This window comes from Rossellomorea sp. LjRoot5 (genome assembly GCF_964253455.1).
GTDB lineage: Bacteria > Bacillota > Bacilli > Bacillales > Bacillaceae_B > Rossellomorea.
In genome coordinates this window covers 661598-685568 of the sequence record NZ_CAXUQN020000001.1, presented here as the reverse complement: position 1 = coordinate 685568, position 23971 = coordinate 661598, and the positions used below count along the sequence as shown (strand labels likewise).

At 44.6% G+C, this 23971-nt stretch carries 25 protein-coding genes; 14 read left to right on the top strand and 11 right to left on the bottom strand.

Translation table 11 applies throughout. From position 1 onward, the window contains the following. Positions 1–118: 118 nt before the first annotated feature. A complete protein-coding gene (locus ACSQ2E_RS03335) occupies positions 119–1309 on the top strand; it encodes an NAD(P)/FAD-dependent oxidoreductase (protein ID WP_435989340.1) in 1191 nt (396 codons plus the stop codon). 45 nt (positions 1310–1354) lie between these two features. On the opposite strand, the gene msrA is transcribed toward ACSQ2E_RS03335, so the two are convergent. Then, a complete protein-coding gene (gene msrA / locus ACSQ2E_RS03330; RefSeq protein WP_435989339.1) occupies positions 1355–2473 on the bottom strand; it encodes a peptide-methionine (S)-S-oxide reductase MsrA in 1119 nt (372 codons plus the stop codon). Positions 2474–2786: 313 nt separating this feature from the next. On the opposite strand from msrA, the gene ACSQ2E_RS03325 reads away from it, so the two are divergent. Both ACSQ2E_RS03325 and ACSQ2E_RS03320 read left to right on the top strand, forming a co-directional pair. After that, entirely contained in the window at positions 2787–3713 is a 927-nt protein-coding gene (locus tag ACSQ2E_RS03325) for an MBL fold metallo-hydrolase (RefSeq protein WP_435989338.1), read from the top strand. A 161-nt stretch (positions 3714–3874) separates the two neighbouring features. Continuing rightward, positions 3875–4162: a spore coat protein gene (locus ACSQ2E_RS03320; RefSeq protein ID WP_435989337.1), complete on the top strand. Its 288-nt coding sequence runs from the start codon at positions 3875–3877 to the stop codon at positions 4160–4162. Positions 4163–4250: 88 nt separating this feature from the next. Here ACSQ2E_RS03320 and ACSQ2E_RS03315 read toward each other — a convergent pair whose 3' ends face one another. After that, complete coding sequence (locus ACSQ2E_RS03315; RefSeq protein WP_435989336.1) at positions 4251–5228, bottom strand: LLM class flavin-dependent oxidoreductase; 978 nt, start codon at positions 5226–5228, stop codon at positions 4251–4253. 128 nt (positions 5229–5356) lie between these two features. Further along, complete coding sequence (locus tag ACSQ2E_RS03310; protein WP_435989335.1) at positions 5357–6205, bottom strand: VOC family protein; 849 nt, start codon at positions 6203–6205, stop codon at positions 5357–5359. A 160-nt stretch (positions 6206–6365) separates the two neighbouring features. On the opposite strand from ACSQ2E_RS03310, the gene ACSQ2E_RS03305 reads away from it, so the two are divergent. Continuing rightward, positions 6366–6674: a winged helix-turn-helix transcriptional regulator gene (locus ACSQ2E_RS03305; RefSeq protein ID WP_435989334.1), complete on the top strand. Its 309-nt coding sequence runs from the start codon at positions 6366–6368 to the stop codon at positions 6672–6674. A gap of 81 nt (positions 6675–6755) precedes the next feature. Beyond that, a complete protein-coding gene (locus tag ACSQ2E_RS03300) occupies positions 6756–7427 on the top strand; it encodes a phosphorylase family protein (protein ID WP_435989333.1) in 672 nt (223 codons plus the stop codon). A 16-nt stretch (positions 7428–7443) separates the two neighbouring features. Here ACSQ2E_RS03300 and ACSQ2E_RS03295 read toward each other — a convergent pair whose 3' ends face one another. Continuing rightward, positions 7444–8451 (bottom strand): nuclease-related domain-containing protein, encoded by a 1008-nt coding sequence (locus ACSQ2E_RS03295; protein WP_435989332.1) that lies wholly within the window; start codon positions 8449–8451, stop codon positions 7444–7446. A gap of 288 nt (positions 8452–8739) precedes the next feature. On the opposite strand from ACSQ2E_RS03295, the gene ACSQ2E_RS03290 reads away from it, so the two are divergent. Continuing rightward, positions 8740–9948 carry an MFS transporter gene (locus ACSQ2E_RS03290; protein ID WP_435989331.1) on the top strand — a complete coding sequence of 403 codons (1209 nt, stop codon included), beginning with the start codon at positions 8740–8742 and terminating at the stop codon, positions 9946–9948. A gap of 99 nt (positions 9949–10047) precedes the next feature. Here the strand turns inward: ACSQ2E_RS03290 and ACSQ2E_RS03285 are convergent, their stop codons facing one another. Both ACSQ2E_RS03285 and ACSQ2E_RS03280 read right to left on the bottom strand, forming a co-directional pair. Then, the gene (locus ACSQ2E_RS03285) at positions 10048–10203 is read right to left on the bottom strand and encodes a DUF1540 domain-containing protein (protein ID WP_079532121.1); all 156 of its coding nucleotides are present in this window, start codon (positions 10201–10203) and stop codon (positions 10048–10050) included. 117 nt (positions 10204–10320) lie between these two features. Beyond that, the gene (locus ACSQ2E_RS03280) at positions 10321–11529 is read right to left on the bottom strand and encodes an MFS transporter (protein WP_435989330.1); all 1209 of its coding nucleotides are present in this window, start codon (positions 11527–11529) and stop codon (positions 10321–10323) included. Between the two features lie 147 nt (positions 11530–11676). Here ACSQ2E_RS03280 and ACSQ2E_RS03275 point away from each other — a divergent pair, with 147 nt between their 5' ends. Both ACSQ2E_RS03275 and ACSQ2E_RS03270 read left to right on the top strand, forming a co-directional pair. Continuing rightward, the gene (locus ACSQ2E_RS03275; protein ID WP_435994372.1) at positions 11677–12105 is read left to right on the top strand and encodes a MarR family winged helix-turn-helix transcriptional regulator; all 429 of its coding nucleotides are present in this window, start codon (positions 11677–11679) and stop codon (positions 12103–12105) included. Between the two features lie 10 nt (positions 12106–12115). Continuing rightward, positions 12116–12871, top strand: coding sequence for a sugar phosphate isomerase/epimerase family protein (locus ACSQ2E_RS03270; RefSeq protein WP_435989329.1), 756 nt, complete (start codon positions 12116–12118; stop codon positions 12869–12871). 45 nt (positions 12872–12916) lie between these two features. Here the strand turns inward: ACSQ2E_RS03270 and ACSQ2E_RS03265 are convergent, their stop codons facing one another. Further along, positions 12917–13897: a zinc-binding dehydrogenase gene (locus ACSQ2E_RS03265; RefSeq protein WP_435989328.1), complete on the bottom strand. Its 981-nt coding sequence runs from the start codon at positions 13895–13897 to the stop codon at positions 12917–12919. Between the two features lie 213 nt (positions 13898–14110). Between ACSQ2E_RS03265 and ACSQ2E_RS03260 the strand changes: the two genes are divergently transcribed. Beyond that, positions 14111–14488 (top strand): winged helix-turn-helix transcriptional regulator, encoded by a 378-nt coding sequence (locus ACSQ2E_RS03260; RefSeq protein WP_435989327.1) that lies wholly within the window; start codon positions 14111–14113, stop codon positions 14486–14488. 39 nt (positions 14489–14527) lie between these two features. Here the strand turns inward: ACSQ2E_RS03260 and ACSQ2E_RS03255 are convergent, their stop codons facing one another. Then, positions 14528–15418 carry a TIGR01777 family oxidoreductase gene (locus tag ACSQ2E_RS03255; RefSeq protein WP_435989326.1) on the bottom strand — a complete coding sequence of 297 codons (891 nt, stop codon included), beginning with the start codon at positions 15416–15418 and terminating at the stop codon, positions 14528–14530. Between the two features lie 347 nt (positions 15419–15765). Here ACSQ2E_RS03255 and ACSQ2E_RS03250 point away from each other — a divergent pair, with 347 nt between their 5' ends. Next, positions 15766–17409, top strand: a complete 1644-nt coding sequence (locus ACSQ2E_RS03250) for a M4 family metallopeptidase (RefSeq protein ID WP_435989325.1) — start codon at positions 15766–15768, stop codon at positions 17407–17409. 160 nt (positions 17410–17569) lie between these two features. Continuing rightward, positions 17570–18658: a GGDEF domain-containing protein gene (locus ACSQ2E_RS03245; RefSeq protein ID WP_435989324.1), complete on the top strand. Its 1089-nt coding sequence runs from the start codon at positions 17570–17572 to the stop codon at positions 18656–18658. 87 nt (positions 18659–18745) lie between these two features. Here ACSQ2E_RS03245 and ACSQ2E_RS03240 read toward each other — a convergent pair whose 3' ends face one another. Beyond that, positions 18746–19693 (bottom strand): arginine deiminase family protein, encoded by a 948-nt coding sequence (locus ACSQ2E_RS03240; RefSeq protein WP_435989323.1) that lies wholly within the window; start codon positions 19691–19693, stop codon positions 18746–18748. Between the two features lie 128 nt (positions 19694–19821). Between ACSQ2E_RS03240 and ACSQ2E_RS03235 the strand changes: the two genes are divergently transcribed. Beyond that, positions 19822–21132 carry an amino acid permease gene (locus ACSQ2E_RS03235; protein WP_435989322.1) on the top strand — a complete coding sequence of 437 codons (1311 nt, stop codon included), beginning with the start codon at positions 19822–19824 and terminating at the stop codon, positions 21130–21132. Positions 21133–21136: 4 nt separating this feature from the next. On the opposite strand, the gene ACSQ2E_RS03230 is transcribed toward ACSQ2E_RS03235, so the two are convergent. Both ACSQ2E_RS03230 and ACSQ2E_RS03225 read right to left on the bottom strand, forming a co-directional pair. Further along, positions 21137–21874 (bottom strand): YqcI/YcgG family protein, encoded by a 738-nt coding sequence (locus tag ACSQ2E_RS03230; RefSeq protein ID WP_435989321.1) that lies wholly within the window; start codon positions 21872–21874, stop codon positions 21137–21139. Positions 21875–21938: 64 nt separating this feature from the next. Further along, positions 21939–22568: a LysE family transporter gene (locus tag ACSQ2E_RS03225; protein WP_435989320.1), complete on the bottom strand. Its 630-nt coding sequence runs from the start codon at positions 22566–22568 to the stop codon at positions 21939–21941. A 136-nt stretch (positions 22569–22704) separates the two neighbouring features. Here ACSQ2E_RS03225 and ACSQ2E_RS03220 point away from each other — a divergent pair, with 136 nt between their 5' ends. Further along, a complete protein-coding gene (locus ACSQ2E_RS03220; RefSeq protein WP_435989319.1) occupies positions 22705–23343 on the top strand; it encodes a spore coat protein in 639 nt (212 codons plus the stop codon). A 123-nt stretch (positions 23344–23466) separates the two neighbouring features. Then, complete coding sequence (locus ACSQ2E_RS03215; protein WP_435989318.1) at positions 23467–23961, top strand: L,D-transpeptidase family protein; 495 nt, start codon at positions 23467–23469, stop codon at positions 23959–23961. Positions 23962–23971 lie beyond the last annotated feature (10 nt).

Here is a 23971-nt window from a genome sequence, read left to right as displayed (position 1 = left end):
ATGGGCGCATGCCCATCCTTTTTTTAAACGAGAACATCCCCAAAAAATTCATGTTTTAATCTTCACTCTTCAAGGGAATGGAATATAAATAAATTCATTACTCAATGGGGGCACCAGGATGAAATTACACAACGGTCAATTGTATTGGCCAACGACATTAAAAAATAGAAAAGAAGATTTTGATAAAAAGTATGATGCAGTCATCGTTGGAGGTGGTATGTCCGGGGCATTATGCGCCTATTCACTCGTACAGGAAGGCTTGAATGTCGCCATCATTGAAAAGCGGACGCTGGCTGCAGGGAGTTCATCCGCGAATACAGGGCTGCTTCAATTTTCCAATGACGTGATGCTCCATGATTTGATGGATCAGATCGGAGAGGACAAAGCAGTTCGCTTTTATTCCTTATGTTTGGAAGCAGTGGAGAATCTGGAGCAGGTAGCGATGAATTTACCGGTTTCTCCTGATTTCATCCGCAGGAAAAGCATTTATTATGCAAGCACATCCCGACATGTTTCAAAGTTAAAGAGAGAATATAAAACCTTGAATGAGCACTGCTTCCCTGTGGAATATTGGTCTCGTAAAGAGATGAAAGACCGCTTGCCTTTTTCAAAGCCCGGCGCGTTGATCACACATGGGGATGCAGAAGTGAATCCATACAAATTCGTGAATGGGATATTTGACTATTTAAAAGAAGGAAAGCAAACAACGATTTTTGAAAATCTCGAAGCAACAAGTATAGAAGAACATTCTACAGGTGTAAATATCCATACTCCTGATGGGATTATTCAAGCAACGCATTTGATTCATGCAACGGGCTATGAAACACCACCTTTAAATAAAAACATCGGCTCAGATATCAACAGATCCTACGCCATTGCGACAGAACCGATTGAAGACTTATCTCAATGGGATGACAGAGCGCTAATCTGGGAGACAAAGCGGCCTTATTTATACATGCGCACTACGGTAGATAACCGGATTATTGCCGGCGGATTAGACGAAGACCCTGCAGAGGCGCCTCAAAGTGAGAAGAAAATTGAAAAACGCGGAAAGCGGATCGAAAAAGAAGTTCAGAAACTGTTTCCCGACCTGAAGATCAAGATGGACTATGCATGGGGGGCGAGCTTCGGGGAGTCCCTGGACAACCTTCCCTATATCGGAAAACATCCCGACAAAGACAGGATTTATTATCTGCTCGGTTATGGCGGAAACGGTACCGTATACAGCATGCTAGGAGCCAACATCCTGCGGGACCTCATCCTCGACCGTCCCAACCCGGATGCAAAGATCGTCAAATTGGACAGATGAATGATAGGGACGGACCTTCAATAAAGGTCCGTCCCTCACTTCTATTTAGAATTGAGACAAGAATTCACCGTACCCCTGCTCCTCCAATTCATTCTTCGGCACAAATCGAAGAGCTGCTGAATTCATGCAATATCTTAATCCTGTTGGTTTCGGGCCATCATCGAATACATGACCCAGGTGGGAATCCGCGTGTTTACTCCTGACTTCCGTCCGCACGGTGAACCATGTGCGGTCCTCCATTTCCACAATATTATCTTCCACGAGGGGCTTTGTGAAACTCGGCCACCCTGTTCCACTTTTGTATTTATCCTTCGAACTGAATAGAGGTTCACCGGAGACGACATCCACATAGATGCCTTCTTCCTCGTTGTCCCAATATTCATTCTTGAACGCTTCCTCCGTGGCATCTTCCCGGGTGACTTTGTATTGGATATCCGTCAATTTTTCTTTTAATTCATCATCTGTAAAAGAGGGATAAAGAGAATTGGTCTGGAGTTCTATATGGCGTTCATCGCCCCACGCTTTCTCCAGAAAATCATCCCTGCCTGAATTGCTTCTATAAAATTTATAGCTGAGTTTATTTTTCTTATAGTAATCCTGATGGTACTCTTCGGCTTTGTAAAACGTTTTGGCCGGCTGGATCTCCGTTACCACTTCTCCATCAAAACGCCCTGAAGCTTCCAATTCCTTTTTTGATTTCTGAGCGGTCTTCATCTGTGCTTCACTATGATAGAAAATCCCGCTCACGTACTGGGGTCCACGATCGACGAATTGACCACCGGCATCCGTCGGATCGATTTGCCTCCAGAAGACTTTCAATAATTGCTCATAGGTGATCACGTCAGGATCGTATTCAATTTGAACCGCTTCAACATGTCCCGTCTGTTCGGAGGACACTTCATCATAGGTCGGATTTTTTTCTTCACCGCTTGTATATCCCGAAATGACAGAGTATACGCCGTCCAGTTTTTCAAAGGGCGGTTCCATACACCAGAAGCAACCACCCGCAAAGGTCGCAAGTGCATGATCTTCATCGATCGTCTCCGATTTCACCGCTTCACTCCCCAACGATTTCTGGGTAATGCTTGCATACAGTTTCGGTCCGAAAAATGCCCCAAGAGCCACTATGAATATAAGACCGATTCCAATCAATATCTTTTTCATCGTTTCTCCTCCCCACCATTTTTCTCTTACCTTCATTGTACCGTTTGTCTTTTCGTCTTGCGAAGATGAATCGGTTTTCTCCTTTGAACGATGAGAACCCTGTCTTTGGACAGGAACGTATGAATCTGCGATAGTAATAGCTAAAAGGAGAATATTCATGACCACTATTCTCATAATACTATTCGCTTTCCTATTGACCGCCTTTCTGATTGTAAAATACTACCCCGCATTTGGTAAAAAACCTGCAGGTGAACGGGTTCATACCTCTCCTCAGTACTCACAAGGATCCTTTTAAAACTCGACGCCGACTTCTATGGACACGAGCTTTTCTTCATCCGTTTCAATGATTCGCGATCTCGTAAAACGAAACGCTAATCGTAAACCTGATGTCGATCTTCCAAGAGTCGCTTTCCCATCTTTTTCCCACCCCCATCCTGTGACAAATGTTACGTGGTTCGGACATTCTGCAGCCATACTTGAAATGGACGGGAAGAGACTGCTGCTTGACCCCATGTTTGGCAGTGCTCCCTCCCCGTTCCCATGGATAGGGGGGAAAAGGTACAGCAGGGAACTCCCCTTTCAACTCGATGAACTGCCTTCCATCGATGCTGTGGTTTTTTCCCATGATCACTATGATCATCTTGATTACGGAACGATTCGAAAGCTCCGCAACAAAGTGACGCAATTCTTCGTTCCCCTTGGGGTAGGTAGTCATTTGGAGCGTTGGGGAATCCATCCCGATCACATAGTGGAGCTTGATTGGTGGGATGAAGTGGAATGGGCCGGTCTAACAATAGCCTGTACTCCTGCCCGACACTTCTCCGGTAGAAGCCTGAATGACCGGAACGCTTCCTTATGGGGTTCGTGGTGTATCAGGGGGATATCGTCCAACATCTTTTTTAGTGGGGATAGTGGGTATGGTCCGCATTTCAAAGAGATTGGTGAAAAGTACGGTCCTTTCGATTTGACCATGATGGAATGCGGACAGTATGACCCCAGATGGGCACCGATCCACATGCTTCCGGAAGAGACGGTCCAAGCCCATCTTGATGTAAAAGGGAAATGGCTCCTGCCCATACATTGGGGTGCTTTCACATTATCTTTCCATGAATGGACCGATCCGATTGAACGCGTCACGAAATGCGGAAAAGAACGGAATGTCCCCATTGTAACGCCTAAAATCGGGGAAACGTTTCTTGTAGAGGGAGATTCATTCCCATCTTCGAAATGGTGGGAATGAACAAACAATCGAACCCAATCCATATCCTATTAGATATTCAAATCTTCTCCTGATTTCCCCCTGGGTACTTTTTCATAAAATCTCTCTATCTGGGTAAATGCCTATACCAATCCAACTCAAAACGAATACTCATAACCTAGATAGAGAGGAGGTTTTATGCTATGAATGATTTTCAAGCAGGCAACGAAACGTTTGTAGACTATAATGATTACCGCCGACCAATCGGACGGGTAGGCTTCGGAAGGCCGGGATTTGGAGGGTTCGGGAGACCAGGGTTCGGCTATGGCGGATTCGGAAGACCAGGATTTGGATTCGGCTTCAGTCCGTTTGTGGGAGGACTTGCCGGTGGATTATTAGGAGCAGCATTATTGAGTCCAGGTTATGGGTATGGTTACGGGTATGGCTATCCGCCGCCTTATTATGGTTATTCACCATATCCATATTATTAATTTCATATATATTGAAAGGGAACCTTGTCGTGAAAGCGCCATAGGTTCCCTTTCTTATTTTCAGAGGGTTCCATGGTATCAGCTTGAATTAGAGAACCGCCTTAGCGATCAACTCATACGACCTTATTTTTTCTTCGAATTGCGACACGTTGGTGATGATCATAAATTCATCGGTTTGATATACTTCACTTAGCATCTGAAGTTCTTCTTTCACCTTTTGAGGAGTTCCTACTATCGCTCTTTTTCTGTTTTCCTTTATTTTTTCTTTTTCTTCCGGTGTCAGTACTCTTGCCTTTGCTTCTTCAACGGAAGGAATTTCAGTATCAATCCCCTTCTCTACAGCTAATAACCACAAGTCTTGTGTGATAGCCATTTCTTCTGCTTCCTCCTCGGTTGGAGCGCAAACGACAAAGATACACACATTGCTCAAAGGTCGGGCTAATGAGGGTGAAGGCTGAAATCGGGTTTGATAATAATCCAACGCCCGTTTCCCATTGACCGGATTGATGAAGTGACCAAAGGTAAAAGCCGTGCCTTTTTCAGCTGCCACCCGGGCCCCACGGTGGGTGATGCCCAATATCCATGGAAGTGGAGGAGACACTGCGTCAGGATAAGCCTTCACTGATTGTTCAGGTGAGAGATGCAAGTAATTCTGAAGTGCCTCGAGCTGTCCAGGGAACTCATTCATACTCTTATTCAACCCATCCGTAAGAGCCATCCGTGTTTCATATGATCCCCCGGGGGAACGCCCGATTCCAAGATCAATGCGATTGGGAAATAGGGTTTCCAACACTTTGAAGTCCTCCGCAATTTTGTACGGGCTGTATTGTGGAAGGAGGACACCCCCAGATCCGACCCGGATCGCACGCGTCATGGACGCAATATGTGAAATCAGTACCTGGGGAGCAGAGCCCGCAAGACCATTCGTATTATGATGCTCCGCCACCCAGAATCGTGTGTACCCTAACTCCTCTGTAAACTGTGCAAGCCTGACTGTATTCCGAAACGCAGTACCTGCGTCCCCACCCCTCACAATCACAGACTGATCCAATACACTCAACTTCATCCATCTCACTCCCCCTGCTAACCGAATTTCCTTTAGTATGTACATACCATTATCCCACTAAAAACTTCGGGTTCATAAAAAACTGCTTAGAGGGACGGACCTCATTTTCCGAGGTCCGTCCCTCCCCTTTACAAGCTTAAATAGATGTGGTTGCCGGATGGGTCCACTGTGAGGATTTTACCGTCATGTTCCTTGATTGTGGCCCCAATGGATTTGAGACTATGAATGATGCCGCTGCGCTTTTCTTCATTTGGGAAGTGAAGGGTGAACCAGTTGAGGCCCACACTGTTTTCGGCAGGAGCCGGTGCGCCTACACCATTCCACGTATTCAATCCTATGTGGTGATGGTACCCTCCTGTTGAAATGAAGAGTGCCTGATTCCCGAATCGGCTCACCACGTTAAAGCCAAGACCATTCCCGTAGAATTCTTCAGCCAACAACAAATCAGATACGTGGAGATGGATGTGCCCCATCACTGTAGCGGCAGGGAGTCCATTCCACGCATCCCCTTCTGCCTCGGCTAATATCCCCCGTGCATCGATGGGATCAACGGTCATCTCGACTTGGTCACCATTCCATGTCCAATCGGATGCTGGACGATCCCTGTAGATCTCGATTCCGTTACCATCAGGGTCGGATAAATATAATGCTTCACTGACAAGATGATCAGAAGAACCAAGCTGTATATTCAGCTTGATCATATGGGCCAGTATCTTACCAAGCTCCTCTCTACTTGGCAGCAACAGAGCAAAATGATACAACCCGGTCGTCCGCGGCTCCTTAGGTAAAGCTTCTTCAAGCTCTTCCAGGGATAACAGACTATGAACACCGTCTACCGTTAAAGTGGCCTGTTTATCTGATTGCTCCAGCACTTTAAACCCGATCACTTCCTTGTAAAAAGATAGAGATCGCTTCAAATCTTGTACGATCAGGTTCACTTCTCCAACAAATGTATGGGGTGCTTTATGAAAGGTCATTATAATTCCTCCGATTTATTTTAGATGTTTGTCATTAAGTTACTTTATGTAACTTATTTTAATTTAATAACTAATTTCCGTCAAGTAATTAAATTACCTAATTACCCGTTATATGATATACTACTAATTAGAATTCCCACGATCAAAGGAGGCATTGAGGATGAACCAATCTGAAATATGTCCAAGATTTGAAAAAGCGATTGGTATCTTAAGTCAGCGATGGACGGGACTCATCATTTATCAACTGCTTTCCGGTCCTCAACGGAACTGCACCATCAAGGACGCAATAGGCATCAGCGGCAGACTTCTTTCCGAGCGATTAAAGGATCTTGAACAAGAAGGAATCGTTACACGGACCGTCTATCCCGAAACACCGGTGCGGATTGAATATTCGTTAACAAAGAAAGGATATTCTTTAGAGCCTTTAATGAAGAATATAGAGAAGTGGTCCCAGGAGTGGATTGAATAGGATTGAGAGTTCTTCTTTTATTAAAGGGTTTCGTTTAGTAAAGAAACATAAAAACAGCTATCTTAGCAGGGTGATGTGTCGATGATAGGAATCAGTATAGCAACAAAGTGGGAATATGAAGCGACAATTGAATATTTCGGCATAAAAGACCATGAACGTTTCGGTTATCCTTTTGGCGAATATTTCATAAAAACACTGAATGATACCGAACTTATTTTTTATAGTACCGGTGTAAGGAAGGTAAATGGTGTCGGTGGTAATCAGTATATGATTTCTAAATATAATCTACCGAAAGTAATCGTGGCTGGAACCTGTGCAGGAATAGATGACAGGTTCAGCCCTTTGGATATTTTTGTACCCGACAAAGCCGTTCAATATGATTGCACAGTAAAAGAAATCGAGCCTTTTATTAAGCAATCCTTTATTGTCGATATCGATCTATCAAAATATGGAAATGATTTTTATACCGGGACAATCGGGACCGCTGATAAAGCAGTCGTTATGTGGAAGGACTATTTAGAACTTAAAGAAAACGAAATCACAATAGCCGATACAGAAGCAGGTGCCATTGCGTATATCTGTAAGAAGAATGATGTTGAATGTATTATTATTAAAGGAATATCTGATTTCCCAACAGTTGAAAGTAACTCTGATACATTCGAATCAAATATTGACCAGATCAATGTTTATATAGAAAACACACCCAAAGTGATGAACAAAATATTTGGAAAATATTTAAATCGATTTATATAACCATACAAATCCGGAGTCATGGGCTCTGGGTTTTTTGGTGGGAATTTGTTGATTGATTTTCGTTGAACGAGAGGATATATGTGGTTCCTTTTTTGATGCCTGTGGTGGGTAGGTTGAGGGATTGGAGGAGTCGTTTGGCAACATGGGAGGAATCTACATTTAAAAATGTTCTTAACTCAGCATTATTTATTGTGGGCCTAATAAGAAGTTCATAATCTTTAAGAGCTTGAATGTGCGCATGAGTATTTTCATTATTACATTCCATACAAAACCATTTACCATGTTTCCTTTTTAACGGCCGGTGATTGCAAACTTCACATATGACTCCCTTTAACAATCCCATTTCTGTAATTCCATATCGTTCTAAAACAGTGGAAACAGGTTCTGAATGATGCCTTTTTAAAGTGCGGATCAATTTTTTTATGTCCTTCATAGATGCCGATTCGTTTCTAGCAGATTCCTCAATATATTTAACCTTATCGAATAAGGATTGGCGGTGAATGACGATTTTATTAAGGATTTTGTTATCTGGAGAGGTCTTTATAATTGTACGCTCGTTACTCATGACTACGCAGGAATATATGGGGATATTGGAGAAGCCATTCTTCTTTAGCCAATCTAGCAGCTTGCTTTCCTGTCTTTTAACTTGAATTGTAGGGTCTGGTAACGCTGATTCATTACCATCTTTTATTTGAATAAGCTGATTGAAGATTGGATCGAAGTAAGCAGTACCTGCAAGGTATTTGACTTCAATATTTATGATTACTTTGGTCGTGATAAGCAGAGTGTCTATTTGAAAAAAGCCTTCTTTATAGGGGATCCTAAGATCGTTGAGAATGTAGTATTTTTTGTTGTCTAATAAGCTTAATGTGTAATCCAAAGCCTTCTCTCCTTTGAACCCTGCCATTCTTTTACCGAGTTCATCGGTTATGAGGTATAGTTTTGGATGATTGAGTGGTAATCTGCGGATTAATGCTTGCAAAACGAGGATATTTCGAGGGATGATTCGTTCTTTTTCGATCATTTAATCACTCCAGTCCGATTTTATACTACTTGTATTCTTCATGGAACATAGAAAATCCTTCTTGAGTTGGTGAACCCCGGTTTTATCAGCGGAATATAAGTTTTATCAGCGCAATTTCCGATATATCAGCGAAATTGACGTTTTATCAGCGATATCTCACTTTTATCAGCGAAATGCATTTGCTCCATAAAACACACTCCTCCCCCAACAAAAAACCATTCCCATCCCACCCCCAGCATAGTATATTTAGAGTAACGAAATAAATCGACTGCGAGGGACGGACCTACTATGTGGAAAAATAAGAATGTGTGGATATTATTGATCGGGGAATTCATTGCCGGGCTTGGATTATGGCTCGGAATCATCGGAAATCTGGAGTTTATGCAGGAGAAGGTGCCTTCTGACTTCCTGAAGTCTGTCCTGTTAGCTTCTGGTCTCCTGGCCGGCCTTGCTGTCGGTCCGCTAGCCGGCAAAATAACGGATCAGGCAAATAAAAAAACCGTGATGCTCGTCTCCGGATTCACACGGGCACTCAGTGTCGTTTTCATGCTCATCGCTATATATACGGGCTCGGTACTATGGATGGTCGTCTTCTTAGTCAGCATTCAAATCTCAGCCGCTTTTTATTTCCCTGCCCTTCAGGCTGCCATTCCGATGGTGGTGAAAGAGAGTGAACTGCTGCAGATGAACGGGGTGCATATGAATGTGGCGACCCTTTCAAGGATCCTCGGGACGGCATTAGCGGGAATCCTGCTGGTCATCATTTCGTTATCGATGCTGTATGTTCTTTCTCTTGTAGCTTATCTTGCCCTGTTCGTCATGACCTGGTTCCTGACAATCGACGAAAATGAGGAGTCACACGTCAAAACGCAAGGCAGCAAGCCAAAAGCAGCAGGCTTCAAGGAAGTATTCCCGGTCATCAAAGGACTTCCCATCGTATTTATGACCCTCGTGATGACACTCATCCCGCTTTTATTTATCGGCGGATTCAACTTGATGGTCATCAACATCAGTGAGCTTCAGGACAGTTCCGCCATTAAAGGATGGATTTATACAGCGGAAGGAATCGCTTTTATGACGGGTGCATTTGCAGTGAAAAAAATCGGTGAAAACGTATCTCCATATAAGATTCTATTCACCTTCAGCTTTGTTATCGGGATTGCGCAAATGCTTCTTTATTTTGCTACAAGCCCCGTTATGTCGGTGCTTGCCTTCACCGTGTTCGGCTTCTCTGTAGGGTGCTTCTTTCCGACAGCCGCCACCATTTTTCAAACACGGATCCCGAAAGAATTTCACGGACGCTTCTTTTCGTTCCGGAATATGCTCGACCGCCTGATCTTCCAAGTTGTCCTGCTTTTAACCGGACTCCTCTTAGATCTTGTCGGGCTGCAGATCATGACGGTATTATTCGGATGCCTCTCCCTTGTGATGACGGGACTTTTCTATTCAAAATACAGACAGCTCCGAACGACTGCGTTATCGGAACAAGCAAGTTAGCTCACAACTCTTTGTGAGCTTTTTTGCATAACATTGAGAATTATTATCAATACTAATAAAAAAAGAAGACAACCACGCCTATGGTTGCCTTCTATCCTCTTACATACCCGGTTCGAATGTTTTGCAGTCCGTTTCTTCACTGTTGTGTGCTTTATTCCCTTTATGACTGACAACAAAAATCTGGTCTGCAGAACACTTCTTTCCTTCACTGTTGTACCTGCAGTTGCTAACTTCACATAGTACGTCTTGTGCCATGGTTTTACACCTCCCCTGTACCATTAGAGTGTACGTTTCGTTTCAGGTTCATACCTTCACATTGACCCCTGATCATTAAAAAGGGACTCACCTCCGAAAGGTAAGCCCCTGTTCATTTTATAACTCCAACGCTTCCCCTTGATGTACAGCCATTGTTCTTCGTTTCGTCAAGATTTTATATGCCGCGACTGTGACCAGTACCACCCCACTGCAGACGATATATAAAGCCGAAAAACCGAACTGCGAGGAAACAAGCCCCAGCACAAACGACCCGACCGCAATCCCGAGGTCATAAAAAATGAAGAACGTAGCCGTCGCATGCCCCGTTCTCCTCTTCGGTGCAGCCTGTATCGACATGGTCTGGAAACTTGGAAGTAAAGCACCATACCCGAGTCCGATCAGCGTTCCTGATATCAATAAGAAAACGACGGAATGAGTGAAGCTTAAGAGAATCAGTCCAAAGGCAAAGATGACCAGGGACGGGTAGATGACCGCGTTGGGTCCCGACCGATCAAATAGTCGCCCTGTATATGGCCGCGACAGAAGCATCGCAGCGGCAAATACGACGAAGAATAAACTGACGGATTCGAATAATCCGATAGACTTCGCATAAACGGAGATAAACGACATGATCCCGGAGTAAGCAAATGATGTCAGGAACCCTACCAAGGCAATCGGGATTGCTTTCACTTCTATTAAATCCTTAAGGGTCAGGCGTCTGCTCAATACCTGTTCCATTACATCGTTCTCTGTCACCTGAATACCAAATGAGCAAAGAAAGCCTATGACAATGATCCATGCAAGCCCCATGAACAATGTCGTGTACGGAATCCACTGTAGGAGGGCCAGGGAAAGAAATGGTCCGACTACAACTGCCAGGTTCATCGACATGGCAAAGTAACCAAGTCCCTCCCCCTTCCTGTTTGCGGGGATCATGTCTGCGGCAATCGCCACCATGACCGTTGAACCGATACTAAACCAGATTCCATGGAAAAAACGGAGCCCCATCAAAAAATAAAAATCATTTACCCAAAAGTAAATGAATGAGGAAATCCCGAACATTAACACACTGAGGATGAGTGTCTTTTTCTTCCCTAACAGCTCAATGATTTTCCCCGAAAAGGGACGTACAATGATCGCCGATAGTAAGAAGACCGTTGTAGCAAGTCCTGCCTGACCTTCTGTTCCGTGCAACTCATCAAGCACATATAGAGGCAGGATGGTTAACAATGAGTAAAAAACTAAAAAGAGAAAAAAATTATTCAGTAGCGCCATAAAAAATGGCCGCGTCCAGATGTTTTGTTTCGTTGAGTGCTCCACTATCATTCTCCTTCGCACAATTAATTGTTATACTAATTATATCTTTAACATGTATATTTGTATATATAGTTGTTGTAACAATTAATTCAAATTCTTCCGGATTTCATGTATGATAAAGAGAAGAAACTCATGTAGAAGGTGAAACCAGTGACAATGTCCCGAGATGAATCCATTGGCTTATATACAAGCCATACAGTCAAAAATATTATTCGATTCCTCACTCTCCATCTAAAAGAATTCGATGTGACACCTGAGCAGTGGACCGTTCTGAAGAGACTTGCAGAACAAGATGGAATCAGTCAAAAGGAGCTTGCCATGAGGTCAGAAAAAGATCAGCCGACACTGACAAGAATCCTGGATATTTTAGAAAGAAAAAAGCTGATTTACAAAGAAAAGAACTCCGAAGATAGAAGATCATTCCTTATTTCCATCACAGAAAAAGGAATGAAAGCGAAGGAAGAGCTGTCCCCTTTCATTGAAAATCTTTATGAAGATACGATTCTTAAAGGGATTTCAGAAGAAGAATTAGAAGTATATAAGAGCGTTCTTTCTCAAATCAACGCGAACATGACCAAAGGATAGGAGTGAGCGTATGAAAGATATTCCTGTTGCCCTCCAGATGTATACATTGCGAAACGAGGCAGAAAAGGATTATATCGGTACTCTTCAAAAAGTGGCTGATTTAGGCTATGAAGGTGTAGAACTTGCTGGTTACGGAGGCTTATCCGTCAAGGAGCTGAAAGAATTACTGGACAAGCTGAATCTTCGTGCCGTATCCAGTCATATTTCTTTATCCGAACTAAGGAGCAACGTTGATCAGGTGATCGAGGATCAGCTTGAGCTGGGCAGTACCTACATCGTTTGCCCATATTTGCCCCCTGATGAACGAACAGAGGAAGATTATTTCCGATTGATCGATGACCTGAACGCCATTGGTGCAAAATGCTTTGAAGCGGGTATCACTCTCTGCTATCATCACCATGACTTCGAATTAAGGACTCTTTCGAACGGGAAAACGGCTCTCGAGACGATTATGACTGAAACGAATCCCCATATGGTCAAAGCTGAATTTGATATCTATTGGCTGACCTATGCAGGGGAAAATCCTGTTGAGTGGCTGAAGCGTCACCAGGGGCGGACTCCCCTTGTCCATTTAAAAGATATGACAACGGACGGCGAACGATTTTTCGCGGAACTTGGATCAGGTGGAGTGGACCTGGAATCCATCCTGGAATTCGGCATGCACAGCGATGTGGATTGGTGGATTGTCGAACAGGACGACTCAAAGATCCCTCCCATCGACAGCGTTCGGAAAAGTCTTGAATACTTACGGCATAACCAAATTTAATATAAGAAAAAGGAGAGCCGGGTACATTGGCTCTCCTTTTTCACATTATTTCAGTTTCGCTACAATCTTGCCTTTCACATGGCGCTCGGATAAGCGGCTGAGGGCTTCCGGCACTTCTTCAAGTGTCACTGTCTCTTTCAGCATGGCGTCCAGCTTCCCTTGTTCCAACAGGTCAAGCATCTCATCCCCGATAACCGCAAAGTCCTTTTGGGCTTTGACGTCTTCCGTTTGATGCGCCGCTGCAAGAGCGATTTCATGATAAGAAACGACTTTCGTGAATGATTTTATTTTCGTGAAATCAGGCGCACCGGCGATGTACACCATGTGGCCCATATAGGCCAATGCATCCAGGGAGTCGGTTGCACTCTGTCTGCTGACCGCATCCACGACGGCGTCAACGCCACGGCCATCCGTGATTTCCATTACCTTCCGGATGACGTCTTCTTCCCGGTAGTCGATGCAATAGTCTGCTCCAAGTGATTTTACATACTCGTGATTGTGACGGGACGCAGTCGATATGACAGTCTTCCCTGCAAGTTTCGCAAGCTGTACACCGAACCCGCCTACTCCACCGGCACCGCCATGAATCAAAATCGTATCGATGTTGTCGAGAGGCAGTTTACGATGAATGGCCTGGTAAGCCGTATAACCCGCAGTCGGAAGGGCTGCAGCATCCTCAAAGGAAACACTGTCAGGGATGCGTGAAGCCGTGTGTGCTGTGATGATTGCGTATTCTGCATAACCGCCTTTTTTCGTGAAGTCCCCGTGGTAAACGACACGGTCTCCTTCTTTAAAATCCGTTACCCCTTCCCCTGCTTTTGCGACCACTCCTGCCACATCCAATCCGAGGATATGCGGATAGGACCAGACAGGCATCCCATTGGTGGCTGTCTTGTAGTCAACAGGGTTCAATCCGACTGCATGGACCTCCACAAGAAGTTCTCCTTTTTGCGGTGAAGGTGTTTCGGTTTCCTCCACCCTCATGTCTTTCCATAAACCTTTATCTTTCAATAATAAAGCTTTCATTATATTCATCTCCTTAAAGAGCGTTATGATTATTTTGCTTACATGGTATATAATATATACTATAAACGAGATAAACAAGTAGGCACTATTTAGTATCCTGGTTACCGTTTGGAAACCTGGGAGGTGCCTGGGTTAATGGGATGGCCCGGTTCAGCTGCTGAACACAACAGCACAGTCAACAAATCCACAAACAACAACAAAGGAGGTACCCATATGAAACAACTCAACCCCGAATACCAATGCGCCATCGACCTCGTGATCGATGTCATCGGAGGAAAATGGAAGGTTCTGATATTGTGGAATTTAAACGAAGGTGTGAAGAGATTCAATGAATTGAAGCGTTCCCTGCCGAACATCACCCAGAAGATGCTTACCCAGCAGCTTAGGGAACTGGAAGAACATGGACTGGTCGAGCGGACAGTGTATCAGGTAGTCCCGCCTAAAGTCGAATATTCGACGACTGAGATGGGGAAGAAACTCCAGGCCTCGCTATTTGAGATGTGTAAATGGGGAGATGAATATGCCGAGCAGAAAGAAATCGGGATGAACCGCTGCTGGACGACGTATGATTTCATGAAGAATGATCAGTAAGGCGAAAAAGACTTGTCGCACAGACAAGTCCTTTCATCGTCACTTCGCCAAGATCTGCCCCAGTGCCTTCTCAAGCGTATCATATTGAAAGACGAATCCTGCGTTCCCCAGCCTTTCCGGAATGACCCATCTGCTTTTCAAGACCAGTTCGGTTTCCGTTCCAATGAACATCGCACCTGCTTCAAGCATCCATTTAGGAGTCGGGAGCCCTATCTTCTTATTCATAACGTTCCTTAGGTGAGCCATGAATTCACGATTCGTGACCGGGTCCGGCGAGGCACAGTTGAACACTCCACTTAACTCCTTCTTTTCATTCAAAAAAAGGATGATCCGGTACAGGTCTTCTACATGAATCCAGCTGAATTTCTGGGTGCCCGGCCCCTGCACCCCTCCGAGACCAAACGTGACCAGGTTTTTGTACGGCGTCATCACACCTCCATCCGGCCCCAGAACGATGGCGATCCGTAAAGCCGCCTGTCGCGTCCCCGGTAATGAAAATGAGAAGAATGCTTTCTCCCATTCTTTGGCCACTTCAACGGAAAAGCCTGTGCCGATATCGCCGCCTTCCTCTGTCATCGGCCGGTCCTCTGCATGACGATAGATCGTGGCGGTACTGGAATTGATCCATAAGGAAGGCGGATTCTGACATTGTAGAAGTGCCTTCCCCAATATATTCGTTGTGTCCGTCCTGGATTTGAAAATGTCCGCCTTATTCTTTTCATTGTACCGACAGTCGACTGACTTCCCAGCAAGATTGATGAGCATATCCGCCCCTTCCAATGCCTGTATCACTTCATCGGATCGATTCCATGGGACGTGGGGAGACTGCCTGGAAATGATGATCACTTTATAGCCCTTTTCGAGAAATTTCTTCTGAAGATATTGGCCGATGAAGCCTGTTCCCCCTGCTATGACGATTTTCTTTTCCACAGTATCCACTCCTTTTCTCTGTGTAAGTTTGTGAATTATTTCACATTAATTATACCAAATTCTGTAACGAATTCAACCTCTTTTTGCCTGCTCTACCTATGCACAAAAAATAGTGGAATATTCCTAGAAAAATATTTTTCACCGATTGGTATAGATAATGGCAGAAATTCCCCTTAAATTTGTTTTATATCGACATTATCAAACACTAAATATTTCAAATTTACTGATAATTACCATTTTTTTCATTGTCAATCTTCCTTTTTTTTACTAGACTACTAATTAGCCGCCGGGGCCAAAAGAAATAGCTATTTCCAAAAAATCTATGATCAAAAGGGGAAATTGTAATTATGTCGAAAAAGAAATTAGTCAGTTTAGCACTAGGTACTTCTCTTGTATTCAGCGCCTCCTTTACGGGTGCTTCCGCATTCGCCCAGTCTTCAGATTCAATTACTTCTAAAATGGACATTCATCAAAAGGTCATGAACATAGATAAAAAAGGGCCGAGCTTCTTATCTGGGAAACTATCAAAAGGTATTGTAAAGAACGATCAAGATGTGAAAAAGTTCATGAAAGAGAATAAAGAGCTTTTCGCCATCGATCCACATTCTGAACTGACATTGCTTGAGAAAACAACAGACGATCTTGGAATGTCCCACTATCGATTCACTCAATCAGTGGACGGTGTTCCTGTGGAAGGAGCCATCTTCATTGTCCATACAAATAAAAACAATGAAGTGACGGCGACGACGGGTCAGCTTTTCAAAGAAGCTTCTAAAAAAGTGACCAAGACAAAATCAAAAATCAATCAAAAATCCGCAACAGATCTCGCTTGGAAGCATATCGGTCTATCAAAAGCCGACACCTTGAAAGGTGCACAAAACGAGTTCGCCATTGATGCGAAGAAAGACAGTAAAGTTAAAAACACCACTGAGAAAAATGATCTTGTGATTCATGAGAAGGATGGAAAATTCACTCTTGCTTATAAGGTACAACTTCAGTTCATCGAACCTTATGGAGCGAACTGGCAGATCTATGTGGATGCCAAAGACGGATCGATTGTCGAAGCTTTCAATGCTGTGACAGATGCAGCGACAACCGGAAGCGGTTATGGAGTTTTAGATGACTATAAAACTCTTAATACTTATTCTTCAAACGGAACTTATTACCTATTTGATGTGACGAAACCTATGAACGGTGTCATCGAGACCTATACGGCTCAAAATGGATCAAGCCTTCCAGGGTACTATTCCACTGATAGCAATAACTCCTGGACTGCTTATTCCCAGGCTGCTGATGTCGATGCCCATGCGTATGCCGGGAAAGTCTATGACTATTATAAAAACACACATAACCGCAATAGTTTCGATAATAACGGAGCGTCCATCCGTTCCACTGTCCATTATGGGTACAATTACAATAATGCGTTCTGGAATGGTTCCCAAATGGTCTATGGTGACGGAGACGGATCGACCTTCACATCTCTTTCTGGTGCACTGGATGTTGTTGCCCATGAGCTGACGCATGCCGTGACGGAGCGTACTGCCGGATTACAATATCAATACCAATCCGGAGCACTGAACGAATCATTCTCTGATGTGTTTGGATACTTCTTAGATCCGGGCGATTACTTAATGGGTGAAGATGTCTACACACCTGGCATCTCAGGAGATGCTCTGCGCAGTCTTTCAAACCCTTCTAAATACGGACAACCGGAACATATGAATAACTATGTGAACACTTCTTCCGATAACGGTGGTGTTCATACAAACTCCGGTATCCCGAATAAAGCGGCTTACAACACGATCTCAAGCATCGGGAAAGCCAAAGCAGAAAAAATCTACTATCGTGCCCTGACTGTTTACTTAACACCAACAAGTAATTTCAGTTATGCACGTGCAGCCCTTCTTCAATCAGCAGCCGACCTGTACGGAAGTGGAAGTTCCACTTACAATTCCGTTAAAGCAGCATGGGATGCTGTCGGGGTTTATTAAGACACTATCTAGTCATAGACAAAAAGCCGTCCTAACCGGGACGGCTTTTTTTGTCTTTATAAGAATCTCCGAAAATACTTCACCAACCTTCCCGGCAATCCGATATAATGAATATAGGTAATAAGTCACAGTGTCGATCCACTATGAAGGAGGGATGATCATGTTAGAGCATTTATTCATCAACATATGTATCTTAATATCCTTTTTGTACTTTGCCGGGATTGTGTTGAGAAATCCAAGGAAATCACCGATTCCAATGAATGCATTGATTGGATCTTTCTCCGGGGTTCTTGGATTGGCTCTCATGTATTTTGCCATACCCTTGGATCACAATAGTATAGTGGACTTGAGACATTTAGCGGTCGTGACCGCTGCCGTCTATGTCGGCTGGATTCCTGCCCTTCTTTCAGCCTCCATCATCACAGTCGGCAGAACGATCATGTTCGGCGTAACGCAGGAAGCGATTGTGGCTGCAATCGGTATGTTGGTTATCGGAATCATCTGCAGCGTATTAAGCTTTCTCCCTTACCGGAGACTAGTGAAGATACAGATTATGAACCTGGCCGCCCTGATGATCATTTTCATTTCGTTACAAAACAACATAGGGTTCTTGAATACATTGAAAATCATTCCCTATCATACGATTACTTCTATCCTGGTCGGCTTTATCGCTTATTTTATTGCCGAGCAGATCAAACGTTCAAATGAACAATATCACCAACTGGAACAGAATGCGACGAAAGACTTCCTCACCAACCTTAACAACGTCCGACAATTTGACGTAAGTTATAATCAAGCTTTGAAGCATGCTCATGAAAGACATGAAAAACTGTCCCTGCTCCTTATCGATATTGATCACTTCAAAAATGTGAATGATACGTTCGGTCACCCGGCAGGTGATGAAGTGCTAAAAGAACTCGGAAAGGTATTGACGTACCACTCAAGATCTTTTGACATCGTTTCCAGAAATGGAGGGGAAGAGTTCAGTATCCTTTTGATTGACTGTCCTCACAGCCATGGGATGGTGATTGCGGAAAGACTTCGGGAAGCGGTGGAACGACACTCCTTTATGATTACAGAAGATCAGTCCATTCTCATTACAATTTCCATCGGAGTATCCACTTTCCCGGATACTGTTTCACTTGCGGGAGAAGAGATTTTTGAGCAAGCAGATAAAGCCCTCTACCTGGCGAAACGTACAGGTCGGAATAAAGTGTGCGATTTCAACATGGTTCAAGCCATTCCATGATCATAACCGACAGAATTCAACATCATTTCCTGGGAAAAGGTGTTGAATCCTGTCAATAACCCAGAGGAAACGATAACCATTTTCCAGTTATTCTTGCCGTTCAAACGGCAGCGTCATACACCTGATCCCGCCCCCGCCTTTTTCAAGCTCATTCACATCCACTTCAATCAATTTCTTTCCTTTTAATAACGGATGATCCTTTAATATGCTCTTATTGGCCTTCGTGCTGATCAACAGGGTTTCCGGGTCCAAATTCAGAAAATTGATATCCGCGACCGTATGCTTTATGTCATCCGTCCATAATACGTCGAAGCCCTGACGCTTGATAAACTCCTCCATCATCACGTACCGGCCACCCTTTTCAGAGACGATTTGGACAGGGAACAGCCTCATATAGCTTTTGGCAATGAGGAGATTTCCGCCGGCAACATTGCAATTCATGTCCAGATGCATCGTTTCACCCGTCCGGGGTAAGTCAATGATCCCGATTTCCGAGAACCCGGCCTGAAAGATCTTCCCCTTCAATGCTTCTATGCTTTCGATGCTGGATCTAAGGCCCGTATTAATGAAAACGGTGTCCCTGTTCAACACAAACACATCACCGTTCTCCAATGCCTTCAATCGGTTATTATCCTGAATGGAAAAGGTCTTCTCATCAAACCAGGTTTGAAATAATTCATGACTGTGAACATACTCGGGAGCCCTCATGGTAGTGCCCGCATCCCCCGGGATCACTGTATTCCCGTACACACAGGCGAGATCCCTTACATAAACACGGTTGATGAGCTGTTGATTCAAGTCACTGACATCATCTGTAAGGTGATCGGAGTAATCAATGACCCTAACACCCGCGTCCTCCATGGCTCTCTTCATCTCTTCGTGGTTTTCCTTCGCTTTCTCCTGGTTTACCGCCTTCTCCCACCCGACATAATCCGCCGTCCTTTGATCTGGTACATCCACTGATGAAGGCGAGCATACCATCACCGTCTTCAATTCTCCATGTTCGTTCCAGCAATTCGGATGAATCTTTTCCATCAGCTGAGCCTCCTCCACTTCATTCTCCCTTACTTTCTCCTTTCTCATAAAAAATCATTCCGTGCCCATTCACATATTTCAGGAGGTTCAACGTCAAACTATGAAGGATAAAGGTCAGGTGAAAAGATATGAGCAAATGTACGAATCAGACAAATCTCACGTGGTGGCAGCTCTCTTTCATCGGGGTGGGCTGCATCATCGGAACCGGTTATTTCCTGGGCTCTGCCATTCCGATTCAAAAAGCGGGAGCCTCTGTGCTCATTGCCTATTTAGTTGCCGGGATCGGAACTTGGATGGTGTTCCAGGCACTTGCTAAACTGACGGCACATCACCCGGAAAAAGGTTCATTCCGGACATATGCTAAACAAGCTTACGGTTCCTGGGCAGGATTCAGTAATGGATGGGTGTATTGGTCCGCAGAAATGTTGATCATGGGAAGCCAGTTAACCGCTCTCGCCCTCTTCGCTCAATTTTGGTTCCCACAAATTCCTCTTTGGATATTCACAGCCGGATTTGCCTGCCTTGGGTTGGTCATCATTCTGATGGGAGTCCGGAAAGTGGAACAAATGGAGAATGTGTTCGGAGTGATGAAAGCCGCTGCCATCATCATGTTCATTATCATTGCCGGTGCCGCCTTGTTTGGCTGGCTGGGGGACGGGTCTTCGGGGCAGGGTCTTCCTTCCCCCTTAAAGGAAATTCTTCCTCATGAGGGGAAAGGCTTATGGCTCGCCCTTCTTTTTGCCTTCTATGGATTTGGGGGAATTGAAGTGATGGGTCTGATGGCCAGGGAACTGAAGGATCCTAAAGATGCTCCGAAGTCAGGGAACATCATGCTTTTGATTTTGACGGTCCTTTATATACTTTCCTTCTATCTCGTCTTAAAGCTGGTACCGCTAAACAGGATCAATCCTAATGAGAGTCCCTTTTTGACCGCCCTTGATCAGTACAGGATTCCGTGGGTCCCCCACCTATTCAATGCCGTGTTGATCATTGCCGGGTTTTCTACCATGGTCGCTTCTTTATACGCCGTCACCACGATGCTTGTGGCTCTGGCCGAAGAAGGCGATGCCCCCCGTATTTTCGCCAAAAAAGGAAAAACGGAGGTCCCGCTCCCCGCATTCGGCTTGACTACTCTCGTCGTTGCTCTATCCATTGTCGTCGCCATGCTGCTTCCGGATAAACTCTTTGAATATATCACAACCGCTGCAGGGCTGATGCTTCTTTATACGTGGCTTTTCATTCTTGCTTCCTTTCACAAACTTATGAGCCGGACAGCCTGGGATTTGACTCGATCTCTCATTGCACTGCTTCTCATTATGTTTGCCATCAGCGGCACTCTTCTTGACGGAGTGAGCCGAGTCGGTTTTTTTGTCAGTCTCGGATTCATCCTCTTGATTGCAGTGGCTGCCTTCATAAAAGAAAAAAGAGTTAAAGCTTGATGCCTTAACTCTTGATCTTCTTATGCATATGGGAAAAGGGGCATTTGCTCATGGAAGAATCATCGTCGCTGAGATAATACTGCTTCCACTCATAGTTGTCTTCCTTTCCGTACCATTTCAGGCTGGGATGAGGATCGACCTCATCGTATTCAACGAGCCGCTTTCGTATGACCTTCTTTAATTTCTGACCGAATGCCGTAGAAGAATTGATTTCGTCAAATACCCACCGGGGCTGAAAGGCGAGAAGAAAATAAGGAAAGTGACGACTCTTTCGGACGTTGTGAGCAGGAGTCGCGCAGAAGGAAAAATAAGGTTCCCCGTCAAAGCAAAACTCCCACGTGTGATCATGGGGATCCTTTCCGATCTCATCCGGCCAAGGTGTAGCATCTAGCCTGTGTACCCGATTTAACAAGTCCCAGAAAATCTGTTGATACGATTCAACGGAACCCCCGATTTCCTCTGATTGAAAAAACACAACAAGAGATGCATACTTCCCTGTATCCCTTGAAATGCCTCCGTATTGCTTTAATAATGAGACCAGCTTATCCGTCGCTTCCTCCTTTCTGGGATCTTCTGCAAAACCGAAGCGCAATGTATCTGTTTGAAAGCCTTGCTTACCCGGTACGCACGGATACGGGTGCTCTTCATCACACATCAGTTCCGAGAAGTGGAGATAGGCAGATTGCTGCCAAGGAGTAAGTTCTTCCAAGTGTTGATCGATCCAACTTTTTGTATATAACATGTAGCCGAGCCCTCCTAACGATTACACATCTATCCTATTAGGAGGGCGCCCATTGGGTGTCTGTCTAACCGAACAATATCCGACAGGCCTCTACGCCGAAATAAATGCCAAACCCCATCAGGACGATACCCGATACGATGGAAATGATCCTCAGGATGAGGGGACTCACCAGCTTCCTTGCCCCCGTCGCAACAAAAGCCATTGTCACATCCCAAAGGGTGATTCCCAGGAATATTCCCAAACTATATAAGAAAAGCTGCGAGGATTCATATGATCTGGATGTCTGGGCGAGGATCGATCCATAGATTCCAAGCCAGAATAAAATGCTTAACGGATTCGAAATTGCCATAAAGAAACCCGTACGAAACGATCTCCCTTTCGACTCATTCTTCGATTGAGATGAGGAGGATGTGAGGGTTCCCGACTTCTGGATGCTTTCAATCCCCGTATAGGTCAAAATAAAAAAGCCAAAGATCCATAAACATAATTTTATGATCGGTGTATCAATGAATTGAGCCAGTCCAAAATAAATCAGGAGCATAAAGATCCCGTCCGCCACCATGCCACCGATCCCAACAAGCCAGGCGTGGAAGAAACCGAAGCGGATCCCCTTATCCAATTGGGCAGCATTGATCGGTCCCATAGGCGCGGACAGGGATAACCCTAAAACGATGTAGCTAATAAATATACTCATATCCGTACCACCTTCAAATTGACTTCTCCCTATTGTATTCGGACAGGCTGGGAAGTATTAGGGCAACAATGAGTGATACATAATTTTATTTTGCGGGGTTATTCTAATCATCGAAGCCAATAAAGGAGGAATATATATGAATAACCAAGGTCAACCCAATGGGATGCCACAACCCGGCTCTCAAATGCCACCGAATATGATGAACACCCAAAGTCAAGACCATGGGGGGCATGAGCTATTTGATGCCCATGAAGTCATCGCAGGGATCATCAGCATGCTGGATCAATATCAAATGTATGATCAACACATTCAGGATCCGGAATTAAAAGATATCGTCAAGCGCCAGACAGACTTCGTGACGACTATGTACAATACCATTGTAGGAAGTTTCTCGACCGGACAGGACCCGATCATTCCGACACAACAATACCAAATGACCCAAAACCATACGACCACTTACGGTATCAAACCCGGTGCACCCAAAAAACCGAATCACTCCGTCCAGGAGCTTTCGGATAAAGGCTTGTCCGCTTATATGCTGGGCCAGACGAAATCCCTGGCCACACTCCTTGCCATGACGGCTCTCGAGATGACAAATCCCGTACTGCGGCGAGTTGTGGCAGACAGCGTACCGAACTTCATTGAAATGAGTTATGAAATATTCCTTTACCAAAATAAACACGGGTATTATCAGGTTCCTCAACTGAATGCACAGGATATGGCCCTCATGCTGCAGAGCTATACGACTGTCCCACAGCAAAACCTGCCCCAATGATCTATACTTTAAAGCCTGCACCTTCATGGATGCAGGTTTTTTTAATATGAGCTATTGAACCACTTTTCCCCCTGACACATAGAATAGAATGATAAGAAGGTGAAAATAGGAGGTTTGGTACCATTGATTCACACCGTCAAGACAGGAGAAACTCTTAATCAGATATCAAGGGATTTCAGGACTCCCCTGCCTGACATCCTGAACGCCAATCCCGGTATCGACCCGGATCAACTATACCCTGGACAGACGATCAACATCCCCGGAATCCCCGATACCACCGGGAATCCGTACAGAATTCAAGTATCTGTCAACAACCGGACTCTCCGATTATTCAAAGATGGTGTTCAAGTGAAAGAATACCCCATTGCAGTCGGAAGGATCCTTTTCGAAACGCCCATCGGGGAATTCATCATCATCAATAAAGCACCGAATCCCGGGGGGCCCTTTGGAACGATGTGGATGAGTTTATCCAAAGAAAGCTATGGGATCCACGGAACGAATAACCCCGCCTCCATAGGCAATGCAGTCTCCAAAGGATGTATACGTATGAATAACAAAGACGTGGAAGAGCTCTCGGGCATCGTACCAATCGGGACTCCCGTATCCATCACCCCATAAAGAAAGAAGT